The sequence below is a fragment of the Pseudomonadota bacterium genome (assembly GCA_034660915.1).
In the GTDB taxonomy this organism is placed as follows: domain Bacteria; phylum Desulfobacterota; class Anaeroferrophillalia; order Anaeroferrophillales; family Anaeroferrophillaceae; genus DQWO01.
In genome coordinates this window covers 18,859-36,870 of the sequence record JAYEKE010000126.1, presented here as the reverse complement: position 1 = coordinate 36,870, position 18,012 = coordinate 18,859, and the positions used below count along the sequence as shown (strand labels likewise).

Below are 18,012 nucleotides of genomic sequence, written 5' to 3'. Positions count from 1 at the left end.
TTACTTCCGATAACACAATGTCAGTTGATTCGTAAATCTCCTGGGTGAAACTGTCAGAATCGTCAAAAAGATCGTTGTCGGTTATACAGACTCTGGATTTTAATTCATCAGGAAGCTCAGTGCCCCCATGTGGAATTGAGATTAAAAAAGGTAGCTTCATTTTTTTATTCTCCATTATCTGGCTGAACCATCACGTCTAATATCGGCAACCCCTTGAAATCCCGGGCCGGACTGTTTTTTGATGATTGCCTGCAGGCATCCTAAGTAAAAAGAGTAATCCTCTCGTGGATCGATGCGGTAATCCTGTTTTTTAAGATAATCGATTACTGATGGATCAAAACGCCCGGCTTCGAGACTCACCCTGCCGCCCAGGGAACAATGCAGCCGCGGCGCTTTCATTGCCTCATCAATTGAGTAGTGTCGGTCAACAACTCTAATCAAAAAAAGCATTATATTAGAGACAATCCTCTCACTTCCCGGACTGCCTAGAGACATCCATATCTCATCGTTATTATAGATTAGTGTCGGAGCCACAGTGGCCCATGGATTAGCGTTTGGTCTAATGTAGTATGGGTGTTCAGGTTGCGAGTAATCGAAATCATCCATATAATTATTGTAGATAAAACCCAGTCCTTCAGCTACGGATTTACTCCCGTAGACGCGTTCCACCGACTGGGTTAAAGAGACGGAAAAACCGGATTTATCAATAACTGAAAGATGGGTGGTCTCTCCGGAAACCTCATCTTCCGTGGGGATAATCGGCAAGAGTTTTTTGTCAATATTTCCCAGAATATTCCGTATGCTCTGATAGGCAAAATCATCATCCAGCATTCTGACGTTGTCAGATATCTGTGCGAAAAAATTAGGATCGTAGGGCCGCTCGGCACGTTCTAAAAACGCTTTACGAATAATGCTGATAATTAGATGATAGAGGTGATTGTCATTTTCAATTCGGTAGTTTTTATCCATGAATTCTATCATTTTAAGAGCGTAAAGCAGAGTTTTGCCAGCTCCGGGCGGTGGCATGGTAAATACGTCCAAACCTCTGAACCTCGTACTTAAAGCTTCCCGCTCAATTGGAAAGGGGATCAAGGATAAATCATCATACCTTAAAAGTCCGCCATTTTCGCGCATATCAGCATCTATCTGCTTTGCGGTAGTGCCGCGATAAAACTCATTCACCCCTTTTTGGGCCAATTTCTTTATTAGTTCCGCTAACTCCGGCTGTTTAAAATGTTCCCCCTCCTTGTAGGGTTCGCCATTATTAAAGAAATATTTTATGCCCGAGCGGGATTGAACTTTGGCAAAATTTTCGCGCTCCCGTTTCTGTAATTTCTCTTGTAAAGCTGTAATTGGGTAGCCCGCTTCAGCGTGTTCCGCGACCGGGTAAACTATCTCTTCCCATTTCAGTTTTCCATAATTTTTATGAGCATACCATAAAGTGGCCAGGGTGCTGGGAACCGTGGTCGCGCGATAGCCCACGGCCCGATCATTTTTATAAATCGAATTGGCATGGGCCAGAGATGGCGCCCGGGAAGAACCGTCGAGCGCAATAATATTTTTCCCATTGCCAATCAGCAACATTGTCTGACCGCCAATTCCACTGGCTTGCGGTTCACTTACACCTACCGCCAAAGCTGCTGCCACTGCCGCATCAACGGCATTGCCATTTTTTTTCAGGATCTCTTTGCCTATATCAGTCGCATGACTTGATTGAGTCGCAACCATCCCATCATCAGAGATTGAACAATTTCCCTGTTTGTCCGCTTTGAATTTTGACTCAATATCTTTGAAATCTACTTCCACTGTTTTATCTCCATTGTCTGTATAATTCAGTGTAGCTGGATAAGGGCACTATTATTTCGTTTAAAACCCTGTAGCAGTTCCATCCCGTCTGATATCGGCAACTCCCTGAAAACCATTGCCAGTTTGGCATTTCAGTACCGCCTGAATCGCTCCCATATAGAAAGAGAGAGGTTCACGAGATTTGAGTCGCAAGCCCTGGGTTGCAAGAAAGTCGATAATATCAGGCGCAAATCTTTCTATCTCAAGACTCAATTCACCGTTCGCTTCCGAATGAATACGCGGTTTTATCATCGCCTCACTGATAGGCAAATGCTGGTCGATTATGCCGGAGATAAATTGGACCATTGAAGAAAATATACGCTGGCTGCCGGGACTGCCGAGAACAATCCAGGGTTTGCTCTGTTTAAAGATGATAGCGGGCACTGCACAGGGCCACGGGATCCCCCCAGGTCTTAAGTTGTAGTAGTGATCGGGCTTATTATACTGAAAAGCTTCTATGTAGTTGTTATAAATAAATCCCAGCCCCTCAGCCGCAGCTTTAGACCCATAGACAAGGTTTATGGATTGGGTGAGGCCCACGGCATTTCCATCGCCGTCCATCACGGAAAGGTGGGTTGTTTCCCCTAACCCCTGTTTAGCTATTGCCTCCGGATCTGAAAATCTTAATCCTCTATTTTTATCGATATGGGCGATAAGCCTTTTGGCAATCTCAGACCTTTTTCCGATTTTATCGACAATCTGCGGAAAAGTATTGGGGTTGCGCGGAGTTTGCCGATATTCAATAAATGCAAGATAGAAAATATCCGCCAGTATACCGTAGGCCTCAGGTGTATTCCCGGCGAAAAGTTCTTGCGGAACGAACTCCATCATCGCAAGAATAAGGAGCAGAGTCTCTCCTGATCCGGGAGGTGGAAAAACAGAGATAGCATGGCCGCGATAAGAGCTCTTAAGTGGTTTGCGCTCAATCACCTCAGGAATCAGGGCCAGATCCTCAAAGCGCAGAAATCCACGATGCTTTTTCATATCCGCGTCTATCTGCTGCGCTATCTTACCCCGATAGAACTCCTCGCAACCGTTGTCTGCTATTATCGCAAGTGTTTTAGCCAGATCGTTCTGCACGAAGAGATCTCCGGCATTATATGGCTTGCCATCACTCTTAAAGAAATAGCGTACGCCCGAACGTGATGAGACCTGTAAGAAATTTTTATGTTCCCGGTTTAAGAGCCGCTCCTGAAGTTTGGTTATACGATAGCCGCACCCGGCAATTTCGATGGCTGGTTGAACGACTGTCTTCCAGGGAAGTCGACCATATTTTTCATTTAAATATGCAAGGACCGCTAAAGTACTGGGTATGGTAGTGGCTTTGTAGCCCAGTTTTCTGGATTTGTCGCTCTTGAATCTGGATGAATGAGCCAAAGCCGGGGCATGACTGGATCCATCGATAGCCACAGTTCTGCCGTTGATATAAAGGATCGCAACCGACTGCCCGCCAATGCCGGAGCCGTTAGGCTCACATACGCCAAGGGCAAGGGCTGAGGCACAGGCGGCATCCACCGCATTGCCGCCGCATTCAAGCATCTTGACCCCGGCATTTGTAGCATCAGGAAATGCGGTTGCGACCATTCCGTTTTCGGCAACAGTGCATTTGCAATCTACTGATGGTTTAAATGATATTTCACTTTCTCGAAGGCATTTATCGATAAATTTCACTTACTTTTCGCCTTGCAACAAGAACTCGGTCAAGAGTACGGTTCGCTGAAAAAGGCTGATTCTCTGAACCGCTTCATGCGGAGTATGGAGAGACTCGACCACTGGCCCCAGGCCGCAGATTACGGGAATACTTTCGGGAACCAGACCAGCAACCGACGGCCGCATAGATGTCTCCTGAGCAAGTGGTATTTCCAGCTCCCGGGCTATTTTAGAAACCTGATTAAAAAGGGCCCGGTTATTTTTACAATCTGCCATTGCCGGGCGATCAGAAACCATATTCAGTTGCCATTTTAACCTGTTTTTACCAAGAATGCGGCGAATCTTTTTTTCTGCCTCATTGGCAACCGCAGGCTTGGAGTAACTGACCAGAATAGTAGCCTGAGCATTATGCGGCAGCATCTTCGGGAAGTGTTTTGTGCGAATGTCGGTGACATATATTCCCAACCGTTCTTTTCGTGATGACAACTGCATCATAGATTCCAGTCGGTTATTAATCCAACGCAGTGCATCCGGTGATTTTTCGGAGGAACTAAAGTCATGTGGAACACCTTCGACAAAGAGCTGGTATTTACGTACTCCCCGTGAGCCGGCAACAACGTTGCTGTTGGTTGAGCCTTCGCGCAACACTATAACCCGTTCGGCTTTACGTGCAGCTTGTTCAATGATCTTACTGCTGTGCCAGCAATCCTGTCCTTCATCCGTATATGTCAAAATACCCAGACGTTGTTTGCGCAGTTGTTTCTGCTTACGCAAAGCCCGAAGCGCATATTCAAACATCGCCAGAGGAGCGCGTGATTCACCTACCGCTTCGCCATGCAGCCATTCCGGAGTTCGCCGAAAGGCTTGATAGGGAGTCTCCCCGCCTAAAAGACTGTCTAGTTGAATTACAATCAGCGTTCCACCTGCCATACCCGCGACCGTTTCCCAGGTGTTAACGATGTGTTCACTGGTAAATTCCCTGACCGGAAGTAAACCAATTTCCCGATATTGTTTGTCGAGATGATTCGTAAACTCAGCAATATTAATCGCATCAGCTGTTCGCGAATGATAGGAAACCAGTTCTTCCACCCGTCGTTCAAGCTTGTCGCGGTTGGCAGCCAGAAAAGAGAGTGCGCCATCTGGCTTTCCGATTTTGGCAATCTGCGGCGCAAACATCGGTGCGCCAAAATAACGGCGGCTGGCAGAATCGAGCAAACGGTTCAGCAAGGCGGCAAAGTCCATCCCGGCAGCCTGAGCCCCGACAACAAAGGAGCCGCGATAACCCAGGCTGGGAAGGCTGTTGATCTCCAATAAATATAAACTGCCATCTTCGCCAATGCGCATATCGACCCGAGCGCAATCAGCACATTGTATGGCTATAAAAGCTTTGCGGGCAATCTCCTGCGCCTTTTTCGTAGTATCTTCGTCTAATTCTGCGGGACAGATATATTTAACCGTCCGGCCCGAACGTCCACCCTTGTCATCATTAGTATAGACATGAGCTCCAGAACCAAAATCCAGCTCCACCGGGGGCAGCGCCTCCGGTGGACTACCAATTATGCCGATGTTAATCTCACGTCCTTCAATATAACACTCGGCCAGGACCGGTTCCTCATATTTTTCAAAAATCGGCCCCGCGGCTTCGCGAAGCTCTTTTTCATTGTGAACTACCATCAGACCAAAAGAATCCGCCCCACTTTTGGGTTTTATGATTAAAGGATATTCAAGATCAGGTGCATCAAATTCGGGGGTTTCAAGAACTCTGAAATCCGGTGTCGGCAAGCCGTTCTGTTTAAATAATACTTTGGCAACTACTTTGTCCTGAGCCAGCGAGTGGGCCAGTGGTCCCGAACCGACATACGGAATACCAACCATCTCTAAAATGCCCGGAACATGGGTGTAACGGGCAGAACCCTGTATACCATAAGCCAGATTTAATGCCATACCGGGTCTTTCGCCTTTGACCACAGCTGGCATAAACTCTTCCAGCCGTTCTATTAAAAATTTATCGCCTTCAAATGTTTTAACCTGATGGCCGCTGGCTTTAAGCGTTTTGGTGATGCGCTCAATAGCTTCGATACGGTATTTTTCCGGATTCTGAGCGCCCAGCAGGTTAATAACTTTCAAACTTTCCCGATTATAAATAACCGCAACTTTCATAAATAATTACTCCTTACGCTTAAAGTTAGTTTCCTCCCGCAAACACGTATGTATATAGCTATAGCCGAGAATCAGTCGAACTACAAATGCCTAATCTTCCAACCTGCGGGATTGATTTTATTTTATCTTCATTTCAACCAACCGGTTGTCAACTCCGGAGGATGTCTTGCCGGCAGCCAGGACCGGTTCCATCAGGAACAGACGCTGGGTTTCAACCGGTCCTTTCCCGGCCAGGTAGGACATGACGGCCTGTTTTCGTTGGCGGGCCAGGTCCAGAAGCGCTCCATCGTCAACTTTGATGGAAGCTCTCAAAAGGCGTTCCTGATCTTCGGGTGGTATTTTTTTTACCATGCCAAGCAGATTTTTCTGCTTGGCAATGGGAGAATTTTTGTACGCCTGCCATAAATAGGTCTTGAATTCAGGTTTTTCAATGGTGATGTTATCAACGGATGCAACGGCTTTATCTTTGCGGACTACTTCTTTAAATTTCTGGGCTTTAAGCAGTTTCTGGAAATAAGCTTCATGCAGAGCCGGACGATCACTTACCGGATCAGCATGACCGGCGATCTCGAGCTTCAAACCGGGCCGTTCATAGAGAATTTTAGCCAGTTTATCAAGGTTACCTTTGGCCTTTTCTGTAAGCTGGGCCAGGCCGGGAGCGAAAAGAACGTGGTTTAAATCCTGGCTGCCGTCACCCGCAAGGGAGCCCAGCAGGGCAAAAGGTGAGGTCACCGCTTTCGTGATCAGGTTGATAAATATTTTAACGATAACGCCGCCGAGACTGAACTTGGGGTCATTCAGATCGCCATGAACCGGTATGTTGAGATGGATCTCCCCCCGACGATCCCGCAGCAGGGCCACGGCCAGTTTGACCGGCAGGCTGAGGGCATCGGGACTTTCAACCTGGGTGCCGAAATCAAACTGGTCAAGAAAAATCATGTTCTCTGCTTGTAACTGCCCTTTTTCCACCTTATATTTGAGATCCAGGTACAATTTTCCCTTGCCGATGGTTTGACCGATAAATTTACCCGAATAAGGCGTAAAAGTGGTCATGCCGATACCCTGTCCGGAAATTGCCAGGTCGATAAAAAGGTTTCGGGTCAGAGGAGCGATTGAACCCTTGACCAGAACCGGTGACTGACCATTGAGACTGCCTTGGAGGTTGACGATGGACGGCTCCTGATTCCGTGACGACAACCCATTGATTTCACCCTTCAGGTCAGCCAGTTCGAGGTGAAAAACCGGCGACATGCTCTGATCCGTAAAAGAAAAGTTACTCTGGTTGATCAGTACTTTTTTCAGGGTGATGTCAAGGGGTTCCGGACGGGGCTGTTTGATTGGTTCTGGATTTTTATCCGGAGATTTTTTTGCAGCCGGTTTTTTCCCCATCATGACCTGCAGGTTGGAGCGCCCGTCCGGCAGGATCAGAATCTGGCTTTTGAGTCCGGTTGCCGTTAATTTATCCAGGGAAAATGTCAGGGGTTGAGGTTTGAAGCTGAATTTGTGCAGGGTTACATCCTGCCAGGCAAGAAATTCTGCCGTTTTTACCCCATCGACAATTTTCAATTTCCTGACGCTGGCGTTACCTTGTAAAGAGAGCTGCGGTTTTTCGGACGTTTCCTGCTTGAAATACAGTTTGCCGCTGGTCTGCAGCTGTCCATTGACCAGGACCATGTCGATATTTTCCGCCAGATATGGTTGAAAGGCCTTCAAAGGCAGCTTTTTCAGGGTAATATCCAGTTCTGCTTCCGGCGGCGTTAGTGCCAGGGTGCCGGAAACTGACATCTCTCCCGTCCGGGCCAAACCAAGATCAATCTTTATCCGGCCCTTTTCCGTCGGCCGGGTGCCCAGTTGATCCAGTTCCAGGTTGATACGGTCAGCTACCAGGGTCGCCGTGGTCTTCAGTGCCTGGTCATTTAACTCTACCTGAAAGTTTTTCAGACCGCCTTGCTGTAAAAGAACATGCCAGCCCGTGGCCTGATTGTCATTTACTGCCGGTTCAACTTCTTTATCAACTTCGGAAACATCTTTTTCCGGCGGGATAAAATCCATCAGGTTGAATTTGCCATCCGCCCGGCGCAGGATTTTCAGTATGCCGTCCCGGGCCTGACAGGAAGTGATGATGATATCCTGTTTATCAATGTCTATCCGTTCAGCGACAACCTTCAGCTCCGGCAGGGTTAGGACCCGGGTGTCATCAGGGTCGTTTACTTCAAGCGCTTTCAGCTTCAGGGTGAAGTTGTCGAGACTTGTTTCAGCTTGCTTCCCGGCTTTCTGGATGAAATTCAATTCACCATCCGCGGTTACATAGCCGCTGTTGACATTGCCGTTGAATAATTTCCGGTAATAAGGTTGATAACGGTTTATCGGCACATTTTCGAGTTTGAGGCGAGTTTTGAGTGTAAGTGGTTTGAAGATTAAATTTCCATCAACCTGCAGAGCTTCAGCGGCATCACTGGTTACTTTCAAGGTATATTCTGCCTGCTTTTCCGGTTCGTTGCTGAAATTGCTGACTTCCAGATCAAAGGGTTTATAGTTAGCGTTAAAAACCGGAGAAACACGTTCATCGTGGAAATTAAGCTTGCCATGATTGATTTTCAGGTGGCTGATGCGACAGGTGAACTTTTGTTTTTTTGTTTCTTTGCTCTCGCCTTCATGACGACTGCGTTGTTCAATTTTCTTTTCAACGGCGGCGGCAACGAAGGGCAGGTGGAAAACTCCGTCAGGCTTGAATTTAAGGTTGACGTCTGGATTTTCCAGGGTGATATCATCGATGAAAAGCTCTTCGGCCAGCAGGTTGCCTGGCCCGAATTTTATTGTTGTTTTCGGCAGATTGACAAAACGATGTTCTTCATTCTTACGGTTGCTTTCAATGATTACATCAGCCAGGGTTGCGGTTCCGGATAACTGTAGCCGGTCCGGACTGTTTGCCGGTTGCTGGAAGGCGAGTACCAGATTGGTTGAAAGACGGCCGGAAGTTACGGTGAAATTGCGTTTTCCGGGAATATAGGCGAGGTAGTAGGAAAGGTCGAGATCGGCAAAATTTATATTGAACTCGGTGTCATGAGAACTGGCGAAAGGCTTCGTCTGCCCTTTAAGTTCCAGCGGTGCTCCGTTGACCACTGCGGCAAAGGATGGTTGCACCCTGGAGTCAATAAGTTTAGGCAGGTTTGAAATGCTGGGCAGGGAAATGGTAATACTGTTTATCCAGTGAAAGGTTTTATGGGGCTGGTCGGCAAGCTCGATAATTCCGCTTTTGATTTCAATATTGTTCAGGGAGAAGTGAAAGCTTCCGGATTCATTCTTTTTTTCAGTTTTTGCTTTGGGGGCAGGCAGGAGGTCGGAAAAATTATAACTTAAATCCGCTTTCCTGACGATTTTGACATACGGTCCCGCAACTTTCAACCTTTCCAGTATCAGGGCCCGTTTGAACAGGGAAAAGGAGCTGAAATCGGCAAGCAGGTTGTCAATCTTGCAGAGGGGACTTTTATCGCTGCCGCGGCTTTTGATGACAAAACCTTCAAGCCGCAGAACCAGGGTAAAGGGATTGAACTGTACCCGGTCAATGGTGCTTTGCCGGCCAAGCAGCAAACTGAGGCGCTTTTCCGACTGGGTCTGCAGTAGCCACGGAACCAGGTAGAAGCCGGCCAGGCTGTAGAGCAGCAGACCACAGAGCAGAATGATGATGATTTTTTGCCGGCGCTTCAGTCGCGGAATCTTTTTTCCATTTTCAGTACTCATATAAAGTCTCCTGAAACAACTATACAAGGTGTAAGTTTACGAGTCAATAATGATGGCTGATTCAGTGCGATGTCAGTCGTTTTCCGCCATGATCGGCTTTTTCCTGGAAGCTTTAAGCCTCCCGTGTTTTTTCTTCTGCTCAAGCCGTCTTTTCCGGGAATTTCGGCTCGGTCTGGTGGGGATACGTTTCTTGTTGTTCCTGGCGGCGCGTTGGATGATGTCCCGCAGCCGCAGGAGTGCCTCTTCCCGGTTGGCTGCCTGGTGTCGATGCTGCTGGGCCTTGATGATAATGACCCCATCTTTGGTCAGCCGCCGGTCATGTAATTTCAGCAGCCTTTCCTTGTAGACAGCAGGCAGTGATGAGGCTTTGATGTCAAAGCGCAAATGAATGGCACTGGAGACCTTGTTGACGTTCTGGCCGCCGGCCCCCTGGGCGCGGATGGCACTAAGCTCAATTTCATGATCGGGAATGGATATTTTTTTGGAAATTATCAGCATTATCTTGTCGTTGAAATATGGTAATATTGTTGTGCAACTTTTTCAATCATGTCATCAATTGTCTATCATACCAGTTCTTATTTGACAATCATTGCCTCCAGGAGTTAATTGGTGGTAGTTTATGGATTAATACAGGAGGATATTATGGATTATGAAAAACTGATAGCATTTCACGGTCACAGTTGTCCCGGGCTGGCCATGGGATATCGGATGACGATGGCGGCGATGAGTTTTCTGGCCCAATACCGTGCCGAGGATGAGGAACTGGTGGCCATTACCGAGAATAACGCCTGCGGGGTCGACGCCCTGCAATATGTAAGCGGTTGTACCTTTGGCAAGGGGAATCTGATTTTTAAGGATTACGGCAAACAGGCATACACTTTATATTCCCGCAAAACCGGGCAGGGAGTCCGGGTGGTTTTGAACCGGGAGGCTGTGCCGTCAGAGAAAAAAGCTGATCGCCAGGCTTATATCAGCTGGTTGTTGAACGTCGATGATTCAGAGATTATCTCCTTGATTCCGGTACGGATCCGGGAGCCGGAAAAAGCCCGGATCATGGCATCCGTAATTTGTGACTGCTGCGGTGAAGCGGTGATGGAAAGCCGGATCCAGGTGGTCAACGGCAGAAAAATGTGTATTCCCTGCCACGAAAAGATGGAAAAGAATGTTTAGGCTGAGCCGCTTCATGACCATGGATTTTTTCTTATGGCAGGTATGATTTAAGCGTAGCGGGTGAGTTGTTACGATGATGAGATTATGCGTCGTTCCTTTTGTTCGGTTATAAAAAAGGGGAATGGAAAGAATTACATGCGAGTGAAATCAGTTGAGAATGTAATTGTCGGTGCCGGTCTCAGTGGCTTGTATGCCGCTTATTTGCTGGCCATGCAGGGAAAATCTTTTGTAGTATTGGAAGCGCGTGACCGCCTGGGCGGTCGCATCCTCAGCCCCCAATATGGGGAACTGCATGCTGATATGGGACCGTCCTGGTTCTGGCCGGATATCCAGCCGCGGATGGTGAAACTGGTAAAAACCCTGGGACTGAATCCATATCGGCAGTTTGAACAGGGTTTGGGGCGGTATCAGGGGCCCGGCGGTAATGTTCGCAATGTCAACGGCTATCCTATGGAACCTCCCTCCTGGCGTTTGCAAGGGGGGATGATGGCATTGATTGAAGGCATATCCAAAGATCTTTCCGCTGCGGCGATAAAGCTCAATCATCCTGTCTGCAGTATTGAAAAAATCGCTGACGGAGCCCGGGTGAGTGTCGGCAAACTGGAGCAGGAACCCATCGCCTGCTATGAGGCAAAGCAGGTGATTTTAGCTTTGCCGCCGCGGCTTATCGCTTCAACTATTCTGTTTGAGCCCGATCTTTCCGACAATCTTTGTCAGTCAATGCTGAAAATCGGTACCTGGATGGCGGGACAGGCGAAATTTCATCCTGTTTACGATAAACCATTCTGGCGGGAGTATAATCTTTCCGGCCAGGCTTTCAGCCAGCGCGGTCCAATGGTGGAAATCCATGATGGTTCCAACGGTGATGAAGGGCCTTTTGGGCTTGTGGCTTTTGTGGGGCTCCCCGCCGCCGGGCGGGGTAATAAAGATTTACTGATTGAGGCGATGCTGGTCCAGTTGGCTCTTTTGTTTGGCGACCAGGCCCAGTATCCGACGAAGTATTTTTATCAGGATTGGGCTTTTGAACCTTACACCTCCACCTATATAGATAAAGCTCCCATGCGGGAGCATCCCCATTATCATCCACCGGCGGGAAAATCGAGTATCTGGGATGGAATTATCCACTTTGCGGGGACGGAAACGACCGAAGATCAAGGCGGCTACCTGGAGGGCGCCCTGGCGGCCGCTGAGCGGGCTGTTCTCAGTTGTCATGGAGGATAATCGGGCTGCCCTTTTCCAGCAGCTTGCGCCGGGCGTCCATATAGTCCTGAATCTGCTGCTGGATATTGACGGCCTCCTTTTCATCCACGGTGAAGACATCGTAGCTGCCATGGAGGGTTTTTGAGGTCACCAGCACCTGCTTGCGCCTGGCTGCCTGGTATGGTGGTTCACATGCTATGGTCTTGATCTTGTGAATGCGGTTGATCTCAACCGAAGCAATGCCTGTATCGCCGTTGCAATCGGTGGTTTGGAAGGTTATCATATAGCTGCTGCCGGCGCTTGCCGAAATTACAGTGAACAGTAGCAGGAAAAGGGCTGCCAGGATTGTTCTGATCATCTTATCCTCCTTCAAGGAATTTTTACTGGCCTTCTGAACAGTAATAAGGTGTTCTGTAAATTAAAAGCAGTAGTTTATCTAACGGCTGCTCTTAAGGATTACCAGAGACTTCGAACATTTTCATAAGCAAGAATTCTTTCGTCTTTGGTCAGGATGGTGGCATTTTCCTCCCGTGCCGTTGCGACAATAATTTGATCAACTGGATCATGATGAAAAGGTTGGGGGAGTATCGTTGAGCGATATGATAAAACGGGGGAGAGGGGAACCAGCCTCAGTTTTGGCATCTTGAGGGCAGTATGTATCCAATCCGCCGGATTACAGGAAATGCCGATTCTTTCTTTCTCAATAAGTTTGCTGAACTCCCACGGGGAAATTGCGGATAAAAGCATCTCATCATACATGTTTGCATTGCCAATGATTTCTTTAACCCTGGGCGATAACTTTTGTGGATTCATATTCCACCAGATCCAGGTATGGGTATCGAGCAGGTATATCATTTGCAGGCTTCCCACATTTCTTCACCCAGAGGTGAAATGATGTCTTTTTCAAAAACAAGAGCACCAGAAAGTTTGCCCGGTTTGGGGTTTATGTCAGTATGGCGGTAAGGCGTTATTTGCGCTAATGGTTTCCCGCGTTTTGTTATAACAATAATTTCCTGCGTTTTAGCGACTTGATCCAGAATTTTCAAAGCATGCGATTTGAATTTGCTTATCCCCATGGTTTTCATGTTGTCACCTCCTTACTATAAATAATATAATAGTCAATTGAAATGGCCAAGTCAAGGGCAAAAGAAAAGAAGTGAAGGGTCACATCCTAAATATTAAATATTCAGACAGGAATAACCTTAAAAAAATATAAACAAAATACTCCGGTAATATCATTGGTGATTTTATAGTCAGCAAGGCCATAAAAAGGGGTTGGGCAATTAAGCCTAACCCCTTGATTCTACTGGTGCGCCCAGGATGATTCGAACACCCGGCCTTCTGATCCGTAGTCAGACGCTCTATCCAGCTGAGCTATGGGCGCAATTTTGATTGTCTTGGAAAATAATTACTGTTTCTGTTGCCATCCGTCCAGTTTGAAAGCGTAGCGTTCATGATTGAAAGTATGCACCTCAGGGAATTTACTGAACAGCCAGCCGGTAAAAATTTTCTTGTCGTTTTCAATAACCTCGAAATTTACTGCCGGATTGTCGGGGTTGTTGGAATTTGAAGTCATCCCGAATGAGTTCATGGCAAAATCAGGCAGAAAATGCAGCACCATGATGCTGAGCGATGAGTTGGGAATTTTGTAGGTGTCACCAATTTTGATCGTCACCAGCTCATCAGTCTTACTCTGCTTGTCGGTTATTTTGATGCTGACACTTTCCCAGGTTTTTTCCACCATTTCCGGAACTACAACCGCGTGGGAGCGTTTTTCGCCGGCGTGGGGATTGGTTTGGGTAGCCAGGCTGCCAAGATGTTGACCGTCCTTATCTCCGCCCGCCGGGCATGGTGATGACGGTTTGGTTGCCGCGGCGGTTTTCTGTTCCGGAACCGGATTTTTGGCTTCTTCCTTATTGCAGGAAGCCAAGCCGATAATGGCGGTACAACACAGGAGAATAAAGCCGAAGCGCAAGGAATCATTGAATAATTTCATGGGTATATACCGTTACTGTCAGTGTGTATTGTCTTTGTTTTCAGGGATGACTTCACTATCATTATTTCAACTAAATGGCAAGAGATAAAATCTACATAGTGGTCGAAAAATATCAATCGGGAAGGCCCATAAACGTGTATCGTTCAGCAGCTTCAATATTGGTACAGGCCCGATTGAAAGCGTATTTCTGGCCGATAAGGTAGACTTTCTTTTCAGCCCTGGTAATGGCGGTATAGAACCAGCGGTTGTTGAGCATGATAAAATGGCTGTTGGTCAGGGGGATGGCCACATATTTATACTGGCTTCCCTGTGATTTATGTACCGTCAGACAGTAGGCGATATCAATGATGTCACGGATGTGGTCAAAATTATAGCGCACAACACTGTAATCAGGATAAAGAACATAAAAAACCTCGTTATCGTGATCGATCTTTCTGATGATACCGACGTTGCCATTGAAAATCCGCCTGGTGGTGAAGTTGATATGTGGCCGGCTCAGCAGGCTGGGGGAGTAGGGTGCGGTATCCATATCCTTGTTCTGCAGGTGCACGACCTTGTCGCCTTCACGAAATATCGCCCCGTAACGTGATATCGGATTCTGTCCATGGCGGTTGAAAATATCCTGCAGGGCGATATTGAGGGCTTCGGTTCCCAAAAGGCCTTTTCTCAACGGGGTCAGAACCTGGAAGTCCCAGGCGGGATGTTCCAGCTTATGGGTTGCCTTGCGGGCCAGCTCAAGGATTTTTTGTTGAATTTTTTCATTATTTTCTTCCCGGACCTGTTTCATCTCCTGTTCTGATAAACTCTTGCGCAGCGCGAAATAGTTGGGAATATCCTGGCTGGTAAAAGAAAAATCCCGGTATGTTTTCTCATACTCCGGCGGCATTTTGCCGGTGCGGATGATGTTGGCAAAATAAACCAGCACGCTTTCGGCGTCCTGGCGGTAAATCTGGGTCAGGGATATATGGCTCAGGAACGGTTTGCTCAGCAGGTCCCCGAAAATATTGCCGGCGCCGATGGGCGGCAGCTGAGCTGGATCACCGACCAGGATCAACAGGGTTTCCTTATCTATTGCCAGTACCAGGCGGTAGAAAAGCTGGAGATTGACCATGCCGGCTTCATCGAGGAGGACGACCTTGTAGGGCAGGGGGTTTTCGGCATTATATTCAAAATTATTTTCACCTTTATACTTCAGCAGCGTATGGATGGTAAACGCTGGAAAGCCGGTCAGTTTCCTGATTCTGGACGAGGCCATGCCGGTGAAAGCGCAGCAGACCATTTCTTCCCGCCGGCAGAACAGCTCAGCCAAAAGTTCCAGAATAGCCTTGGAGATGGTGGATTTTCCGGTGCCGGCATAGCCGGAAAGGGCGTACAGCCGCTGGTGACCGGTGCCGATCCGTGCAAGAATTTCCCGCTGCTGGGGTGAAAAACTGATATCCAGATTTTTTTCAGACCGGCTGATAAACGATTCCACCCGGGATTGCAGGGCCAGCGGGGGAAAATTTTCCCCTGATTTCTCCCGAAAAATATTCAGCAGCCGATCTTCCATGAACTTATAGGCCGGCAGGCAGGCTTTCAGCTCAATTGCCTGTTGTTGGGGTTGTTGATCAGTGAAATTGATGATTGAATTTTCCTGGCTGCCGCCGGTCAGAAGCAATTGGTCGGCCGTGCACATCTGGTCAAAGGTGTCTTGGATTGCCGGCGGGCTGAGCTGTGGTTGTTCTTCAGTATTCAAAAGCTCCATTACCTTTTTTTGCAGCTCAGCAGCCGGCAGGTAGGTGTGGCCGTCGTTTTCACCGGCCTCCATGAGCAGGTGAATGACGGCGGCCTGGATTCTGAAGGTCGAATCGTATGGTATTCCCAGCCGTGATGCAATATCGTCGGCGGTTTTAAAGCCGATTCCCCTGATTTCAGTGAGCAGGTAGGGGTTTTCCTGGATTTTTTTGACCGCGTCATTCTCAAAATGATTGTAAATTCTGACGATCAGGTTGGGGGTGATGCCATATGGCAGCAGGTAGGTGGCCAGTTCCCGGATATCCTTCTGTTTTTCCCAGGAAGTTTTTATCTTTGCCAGTTTTTTTTCTTTTATGCCCTTGAATTCCAGCAGCCTTTCCGGTGTTTTCTCAATAATTTCAATCAGCTGACTTTCGCCATAATGGTCGATCAGCCGTCGTGACGTTTTCTCCCCCAGGCCTTTCACCACCTTGGCAAGAAAATAATAAAGGCGATTGGTGAGCAACGTGGCCTGGTCAAAAACGAACTGGTAGCCGTATTTGCTTCGCTGCCAACCTCCCTGGAACTGGTACTCGGTTCCAGTCAGATTGGCTCCGGTAACAACTTCCGGGATAATGCCGACGGCGGTTACCTGGCGGTTTTTCAGAATGCCGCGCAGGACCACATAACCGGTTTCCTGGTTAGCGTAGGTGATTCGTTCTATTTTTATCTGGATGGTTTCCATCTGGACCGGGGAAAAAATTTCCTTTGCCGATAATTTGGTTAGGCTGTTGGGGTAATAATCAATTGTTCTCAACTTTCTGACTTGCATTGCCAGGGACATATTAGCAGGATGTTCGGGCTTGGTTCATAGCCTGTCTGCCGACAGGCAGGCGGTATTGGCCGCCGAACGAATCACACGACGGGATTCGCGGCGGACGCCTCGGAAGCCGGCCTGTCTGCGTGCGGCACGCACAGGCAGGCCATGGACGGCCGGCGAGAATGAGCGAGAGCCATGCCGGAACATCCCCTGGAGATTTCTTTCGCTGTTTTTAAAGAGCAACTTAGAAAGTTGAGAATTATTGTTTAACATGTTTTTTCCTCCTGTACAAATTTTACGATTGCTGACCTGGTTGACTGAATTAAGTTTGCCGGCTATGGTGGATTGTAAGCAGCAATAATCAGTCGCCTATTTTCCAGCATGAGAATCCGGTCGGCAATTAGTTGAACCTGCTCCCGGTAGAGAGATACAACCAGCAGGGTACAGGTTTTTTTCAAGCTGATCAGCAGCTTTTCAATGACTTCGCCGGCCTCAGCGTCAAGGGAAGATGTGGGTTCGTCGAGCAAGAGAATTTCCGGTTCCAGAATCAAAGCCCTGGCAATGCAGAGTCGCTGCTGCTGACCGCCGGAGAGGTTTCCGGCATCGTGATCCAGCCGGTCACAAACCTCGTCCCATAAAAAAGCCTGCCGCAATGCTTTTTCAATCCTTTCATTTACCTCTTTTTTATCCTTGATGCCGGTCAGTGAACGGGGCAGAAGAACCATGAAAATATTCTGCAGGTGGCTGGCTCCCATTGCCGGCGCACTGAGGCGTATATCAAGGGGGACATCTTCCAGCGCCCCCTGGGTAGACCTGAGTAGGTATGGCAGGACCAGAAAAGCCAGTGACAGGGCGGAAATCAGCAAGCTGGGATATAATTGCTGAAAAAAAATAGCGGTGGAGAAAGATTGTTACTGACAAGCCAAATAAACCGATGACGATAGAAGGGATAAGCTATAATGCCGGAATTCTAGAATTTTATTGATTTATTGATTTATTTGCAGTAATGAATTATATGGATTGAGAAATTTTCAGCAGGAACAAAATAAAATGCCAACAGACAATAGTGGCAGTCTTAATACTGCAAATAACAAATGCCCGTCTGACTATACCAAGCAGATCATCTTTTCAATCCGCAGGCTCATTCAGGCGAATGGGCTTTATACCAAGGAATTAAATAAAAAATTTCAGCTAAGCGCGGCCCAGCTCAACTGTATTTCAACCCTTTATGAGCATGGCCCTTTGCCTCCATCTAAAATCGCCAACCATATGATGGTCAAATCCAGCACTGTCACCGGAGTTGTCGACCGCCTGGAAAAAAAAGGTCATGTTAAGCGGTTGCGAGACTCTCCTGATCGCCGCGTGATTATCATTCAGCTTACTGAAACCGGAGAGAAGTTGGCCAAAAATGCCCCACCCCCTATCCAGCAAAAAATCATAGACGGTTTAAAGCAAACTGAAAACAGCAAAAAAAAGCAGATCGCACATTCCCTGAACATGCTGACCGACATGCTTGATGTCCGGGATCTGGAAGTTAAGTAGCACTACATGTTTTGTTTTCTCCTTGATTGCTGAGACTGCCTTTAGCTCTTGCCCCCTGAATTTATAAAAAATCCTTTACAAAAAAACCTGCTTATGTTAGTTTCAGTTAAAATAATTTAGGCTGAGAATCTTTTCCATACGAAACAAATTTTGCTTCTCTGCGGAAAAAACTGCT

The 18,012-nt window shown here is 47.6% G+C and carries 16 protein-coding genes and 1 tRNA gene; 3 read left to right on the top strand and 14 right to left on the bottom strand.

What is annotated here, in order from left to right; all coding sequences use genetic code 11:
- From U9P07_07895 to arfB, 6 genes are all read right to left on the bottom strand, one after another.
- The coding region (locus tag U9P07_07895; GenBank protein MEA2109325.1) for an N-formylglutamate amidohydrolase at nucleotides 1–160 on the bottom strand (160 nt) is incomplete at its 3' end.
- A 14-nt stretch (nucleotides 161–174) separates the two neighbouring features.
- Complete coding sequence (locus tag U9P07_07890; GenBank protein ID MEA2109324.1) at nucleotides 175–1,806, bottom strand: gamma-glutamyltransferase; 1,632 nt, start codon at nucleotides 1,804–1,806, stop codon at nucleotides 175–177.
- Between the two features lie 60 nt (nucleotides 1,807–1,866).
- On the bottom strand, nucleotides 1,867–3,516 hold the full coding sequence (locus U9P07_07885; protein MEA2109323.1) for a gamma-glutamyltransferase: 1,650 nt from the start codon (nucleotides 3,514–3,516) through the stop codon (nucleotides 1,867–1,869).
- Nucleotides 3,517–5,655 carry an ATP-grasp domain-containing protein gene (locus tag U9P07_07880; GenBank protein ID MEA2109322.1) on the bottom strand — a complete coding sequence of 713 codons (2,139 nt, stop codon included), beginning with the start codon at nucleotides 5,653–5,655 and terminating at the stop codon, nucleotides 3,517–3,519.
- Between the two features lie 117 nt (nucleotides 5,656–5,772).
- The gene (locus tag U9P07_07875; GenBank protein MEA2109321.1) at nucleotides 5,773–9,396 is read right to left on the bottom strand and encodes a DUF748 domain-containing protein; all 3,624 of its coding nucleotides are present in this window, start codon (nucleotides 9,394–9,396) and stop codon (nucleotides 5,773–5,775) included.
- A gap of 72 nt (nucleotides 9,397–9,468) precedes the next feature.
- Nucleotides 9,469–9,894: an alternative ribosome rescue aminoacyl-tRNA hydrolase ArfB gene (gene arfB / locus U9P07_07870; protein MEA2109320.1), complete on the bottom strand. Its 426-nt coding sequence runs from the start codon at nucleotides 9,892–9,894 to the stop codon at nucleotides 9,469–9,471.
- Between the two features lie 144 nt (nucleotides 9,895–10,038).
- On the opposite strand from arfB, the gene U9P07_07865 reads away from it, so the two are divergent.
- A complete protein-coding gene (locus U9P07_07865) occupies nucleotides 10,039–10,566 on the top strand; it encodes an FmdE family protein (GenBank protein MEA2109319.1) in 528 nt (175 codons plus the stop codon).
- A gap of 135 nt (nucleotides 10,567–10,701) precedes the next feature.
- On the top strand, nucleotides 10,702–11,787 hold the full coding sequence (locus U9P07_07860; GenBank protein MEA2109318.1) for an FAD-dependent oxidoreductase: 1,086 nt from the start codon (nucleotides 10,702–10,704) through the stop codon (nucleotides 11,785–11,787).
- On the opposite strand, the gene U9P07_07855 is transcribed toward U9P07_07860, so the two are convergent.
- The 8 genes from U9P07_07855 to U9P07_07820 form a co-directional block, all read right to left on the bottom strand.
- Complete coding sequence (locus U9P07_07855) at nucleotides 11,768–12,124, bottom strand: hypothetical protein (GenBank protein ID MEA2109317.1); 357 nt, start codon at nucleotides 12,122–12,124, stop codon at nucleotides 11,768–11,770. The two genes, U9P07_07860 and U9P07_07855, sit on opposite strands and share 20 nt — an antisense overlap.
- A 98-nt stretch (nucleotides 12,125–12,222) precedes the next feature.
- Nucleotides 12,223–12,621 carry a type II toxin-antitoxin system VapC family toxin gene (locus U9P07_07850; GenBank protein ID MEA2109316.1) on the bottom strand — a complete coding sequence of 133 codons (399 nt, stop codon included), beginning with the start codon at nucleotides 12,619–12,621 and terminating at the stop codon, nucleotides 12,223–12,225.
- The gene (locus U9P07_07845; GenBank protein MEA2109315.1) at nucleotides 12,618–12,851 is read right to left on the bottom strand and encodes a type II toxin-antitoxin system Phd/YefM family antitoxin; all 234 of its coding nucleotides are present in this window, start codon (nucleotides 12,849–12,851) and stop codon (nucleotides 12,618–12,620) included. The genes U9P07_07850 and U9P07_07845 overlap by 4 nt, the downstream gene beginning before the upstream one ends.
- Before the next feature lie 222 nt (nucleotides 12,852–13,073).
- Nucleotides 13,074–13,150, bottom strand: a tRNA-Arg gene (locus U9P07_07840).
- 24 nt (nucleotides 13,151–13,174) lie between these two features.
- Entirely contained in the window at nucleotides 13,175–13,762 is a 588-nt protein-coding gene (locus U9P07_07835; protein ID MEA2109314.1) for a hypothetical protein, read from the bottom strand.
- A gap of 112 nt (nucleotides 13,763–13,874) precedes the next feature.
- Nucleotides 13,875–16,292 (bottom strand): helix-hairpin-helix domain-containing protein, encoded by a 2,418-nt coding sequence (locus U9P07_07830; protein ID MEA2109313.1) that lies wholly within the window; start codon nucleotides 16,290–16,292, stop codon nucleotides 13,875–13,877.
- Between the two features lie 51 nt (nucleotides 16,293–16,343).
- Entirely contained in the window at nucleotides 16,344–16,568 is a 225-nt protein-coding gene (locus tag U9P07_07825; protein ID MEA2109312.1) for a hypothetical protein, read from the bottom strand.
- A 62-nt stretch (nucleotides 16,569–16,630) separates the two neighbouring features.
- A complete protein-coding gene (locus U9P07_07820; protein MEA2109311.1) occupies nucleotides 16,631–17,161 on the bottom strand; it encodes an ATP-binding cassette domain-containing protein in 531 nt (176 codons plus the stop codon).
- A gap of 184 nt (nucleotides 17,162–17,345) precedes the next feature.
- Here U9P07_07820 and U9P07_07815 point away from each other — a divergent pair, with 184 nt between their 5' ends.
- Complete coding sequence (locus U9P07_07815; protein ID MEA2109310.1) at nucleotides 17,346–17,837, top strand: MarR family transcriptional regulator; 492 nt, start codon at nucleotides 17,346–17,348, stop codon at nucleotides 17,835–17,837.
- Nucleotides 17,838–18,012: the final 175 nt, after the last annotated feature.

Excerpts from the sequence above, each read along its gene's own strand:
- U9P07_07845 (MEA2109315.1), bottom strand. The coding sequence starts at position 12,851 with ATGAAAACCATGGGGATAAGCAAATTCAAATCGCATGCTTTGAAAATT.
- U9P07_07815 (MEA2109310.1), top strand. The coding sequence starts at position 17,346 with ATGCCAACAGACAATAGTGGCAGTCTTAATACTGCAAATAACAAATGC.
- U9P07_07880 (MEA2109322.1), bottom strand. The coding sequence starts at position 5,655 with ATGAAAGTTGCGGTTATTTATAATCGGGAAAGTTTGAAAGTTATTAAC.
- U9P07_07855 (MEA2109317.1), bottom strand. The coding sequence starts at position 12,124 with ATGATCAGAACAATCCTGGCAGCCCTTTTCCTGCTACTGTTCACTGTA.
- U9P07_07835 (MEA2109314.1), bottom strand. The coding sequence starts at position 13,762 with ATGAAATTATTCAATGATTCCTTGCGCTTCGGCTTTATTCTCCTGTGT.
- U9P07_07865 (MEA2109319.1), top strand. The coding sequence starts at position 10,039 with ATGGATTATGAAAAACTGATAGCATTTCACGGTCACAGTTGTCCCGGG.
- U9P07_07825 (MEA2109312.1), bottom strand. The coding sequence starts at position 16,568 with ATGTTAAACAATAATTCTCAACTTTCTAAGTTGCTCTTTAAAAACAGC.
- arfB (MEA2109320.1), bottom strand. The coding sequence starts at position 9,894 with ATGCTGATAATTTCCAAAAAAATATCCATTCCCGATCATGAAATTGAG.
- U9P07_07860 (MEA2109318.1), top strand. The coding sequence starts at position 10,702 with ATGCGAGTGAAATCAGTTGAGAATGTAATTGTCGGTGCCGGTCTCAGT.
- U9P07_07850 (MEA2109316.1), bottom strand. The coding sequence starts at position 12,621 with ATGATATACCTGCTCGATACCCATACCTGGATCTGGTGGAATATGAAT.
- U9P07_07875 (MEA2109321.1), bottom strand. The coding sequence starts at position 9,396 with ATGAGTACTGAAAATGGAAAAAAGATTCCGCGACTGAAGCGCCGGCAA.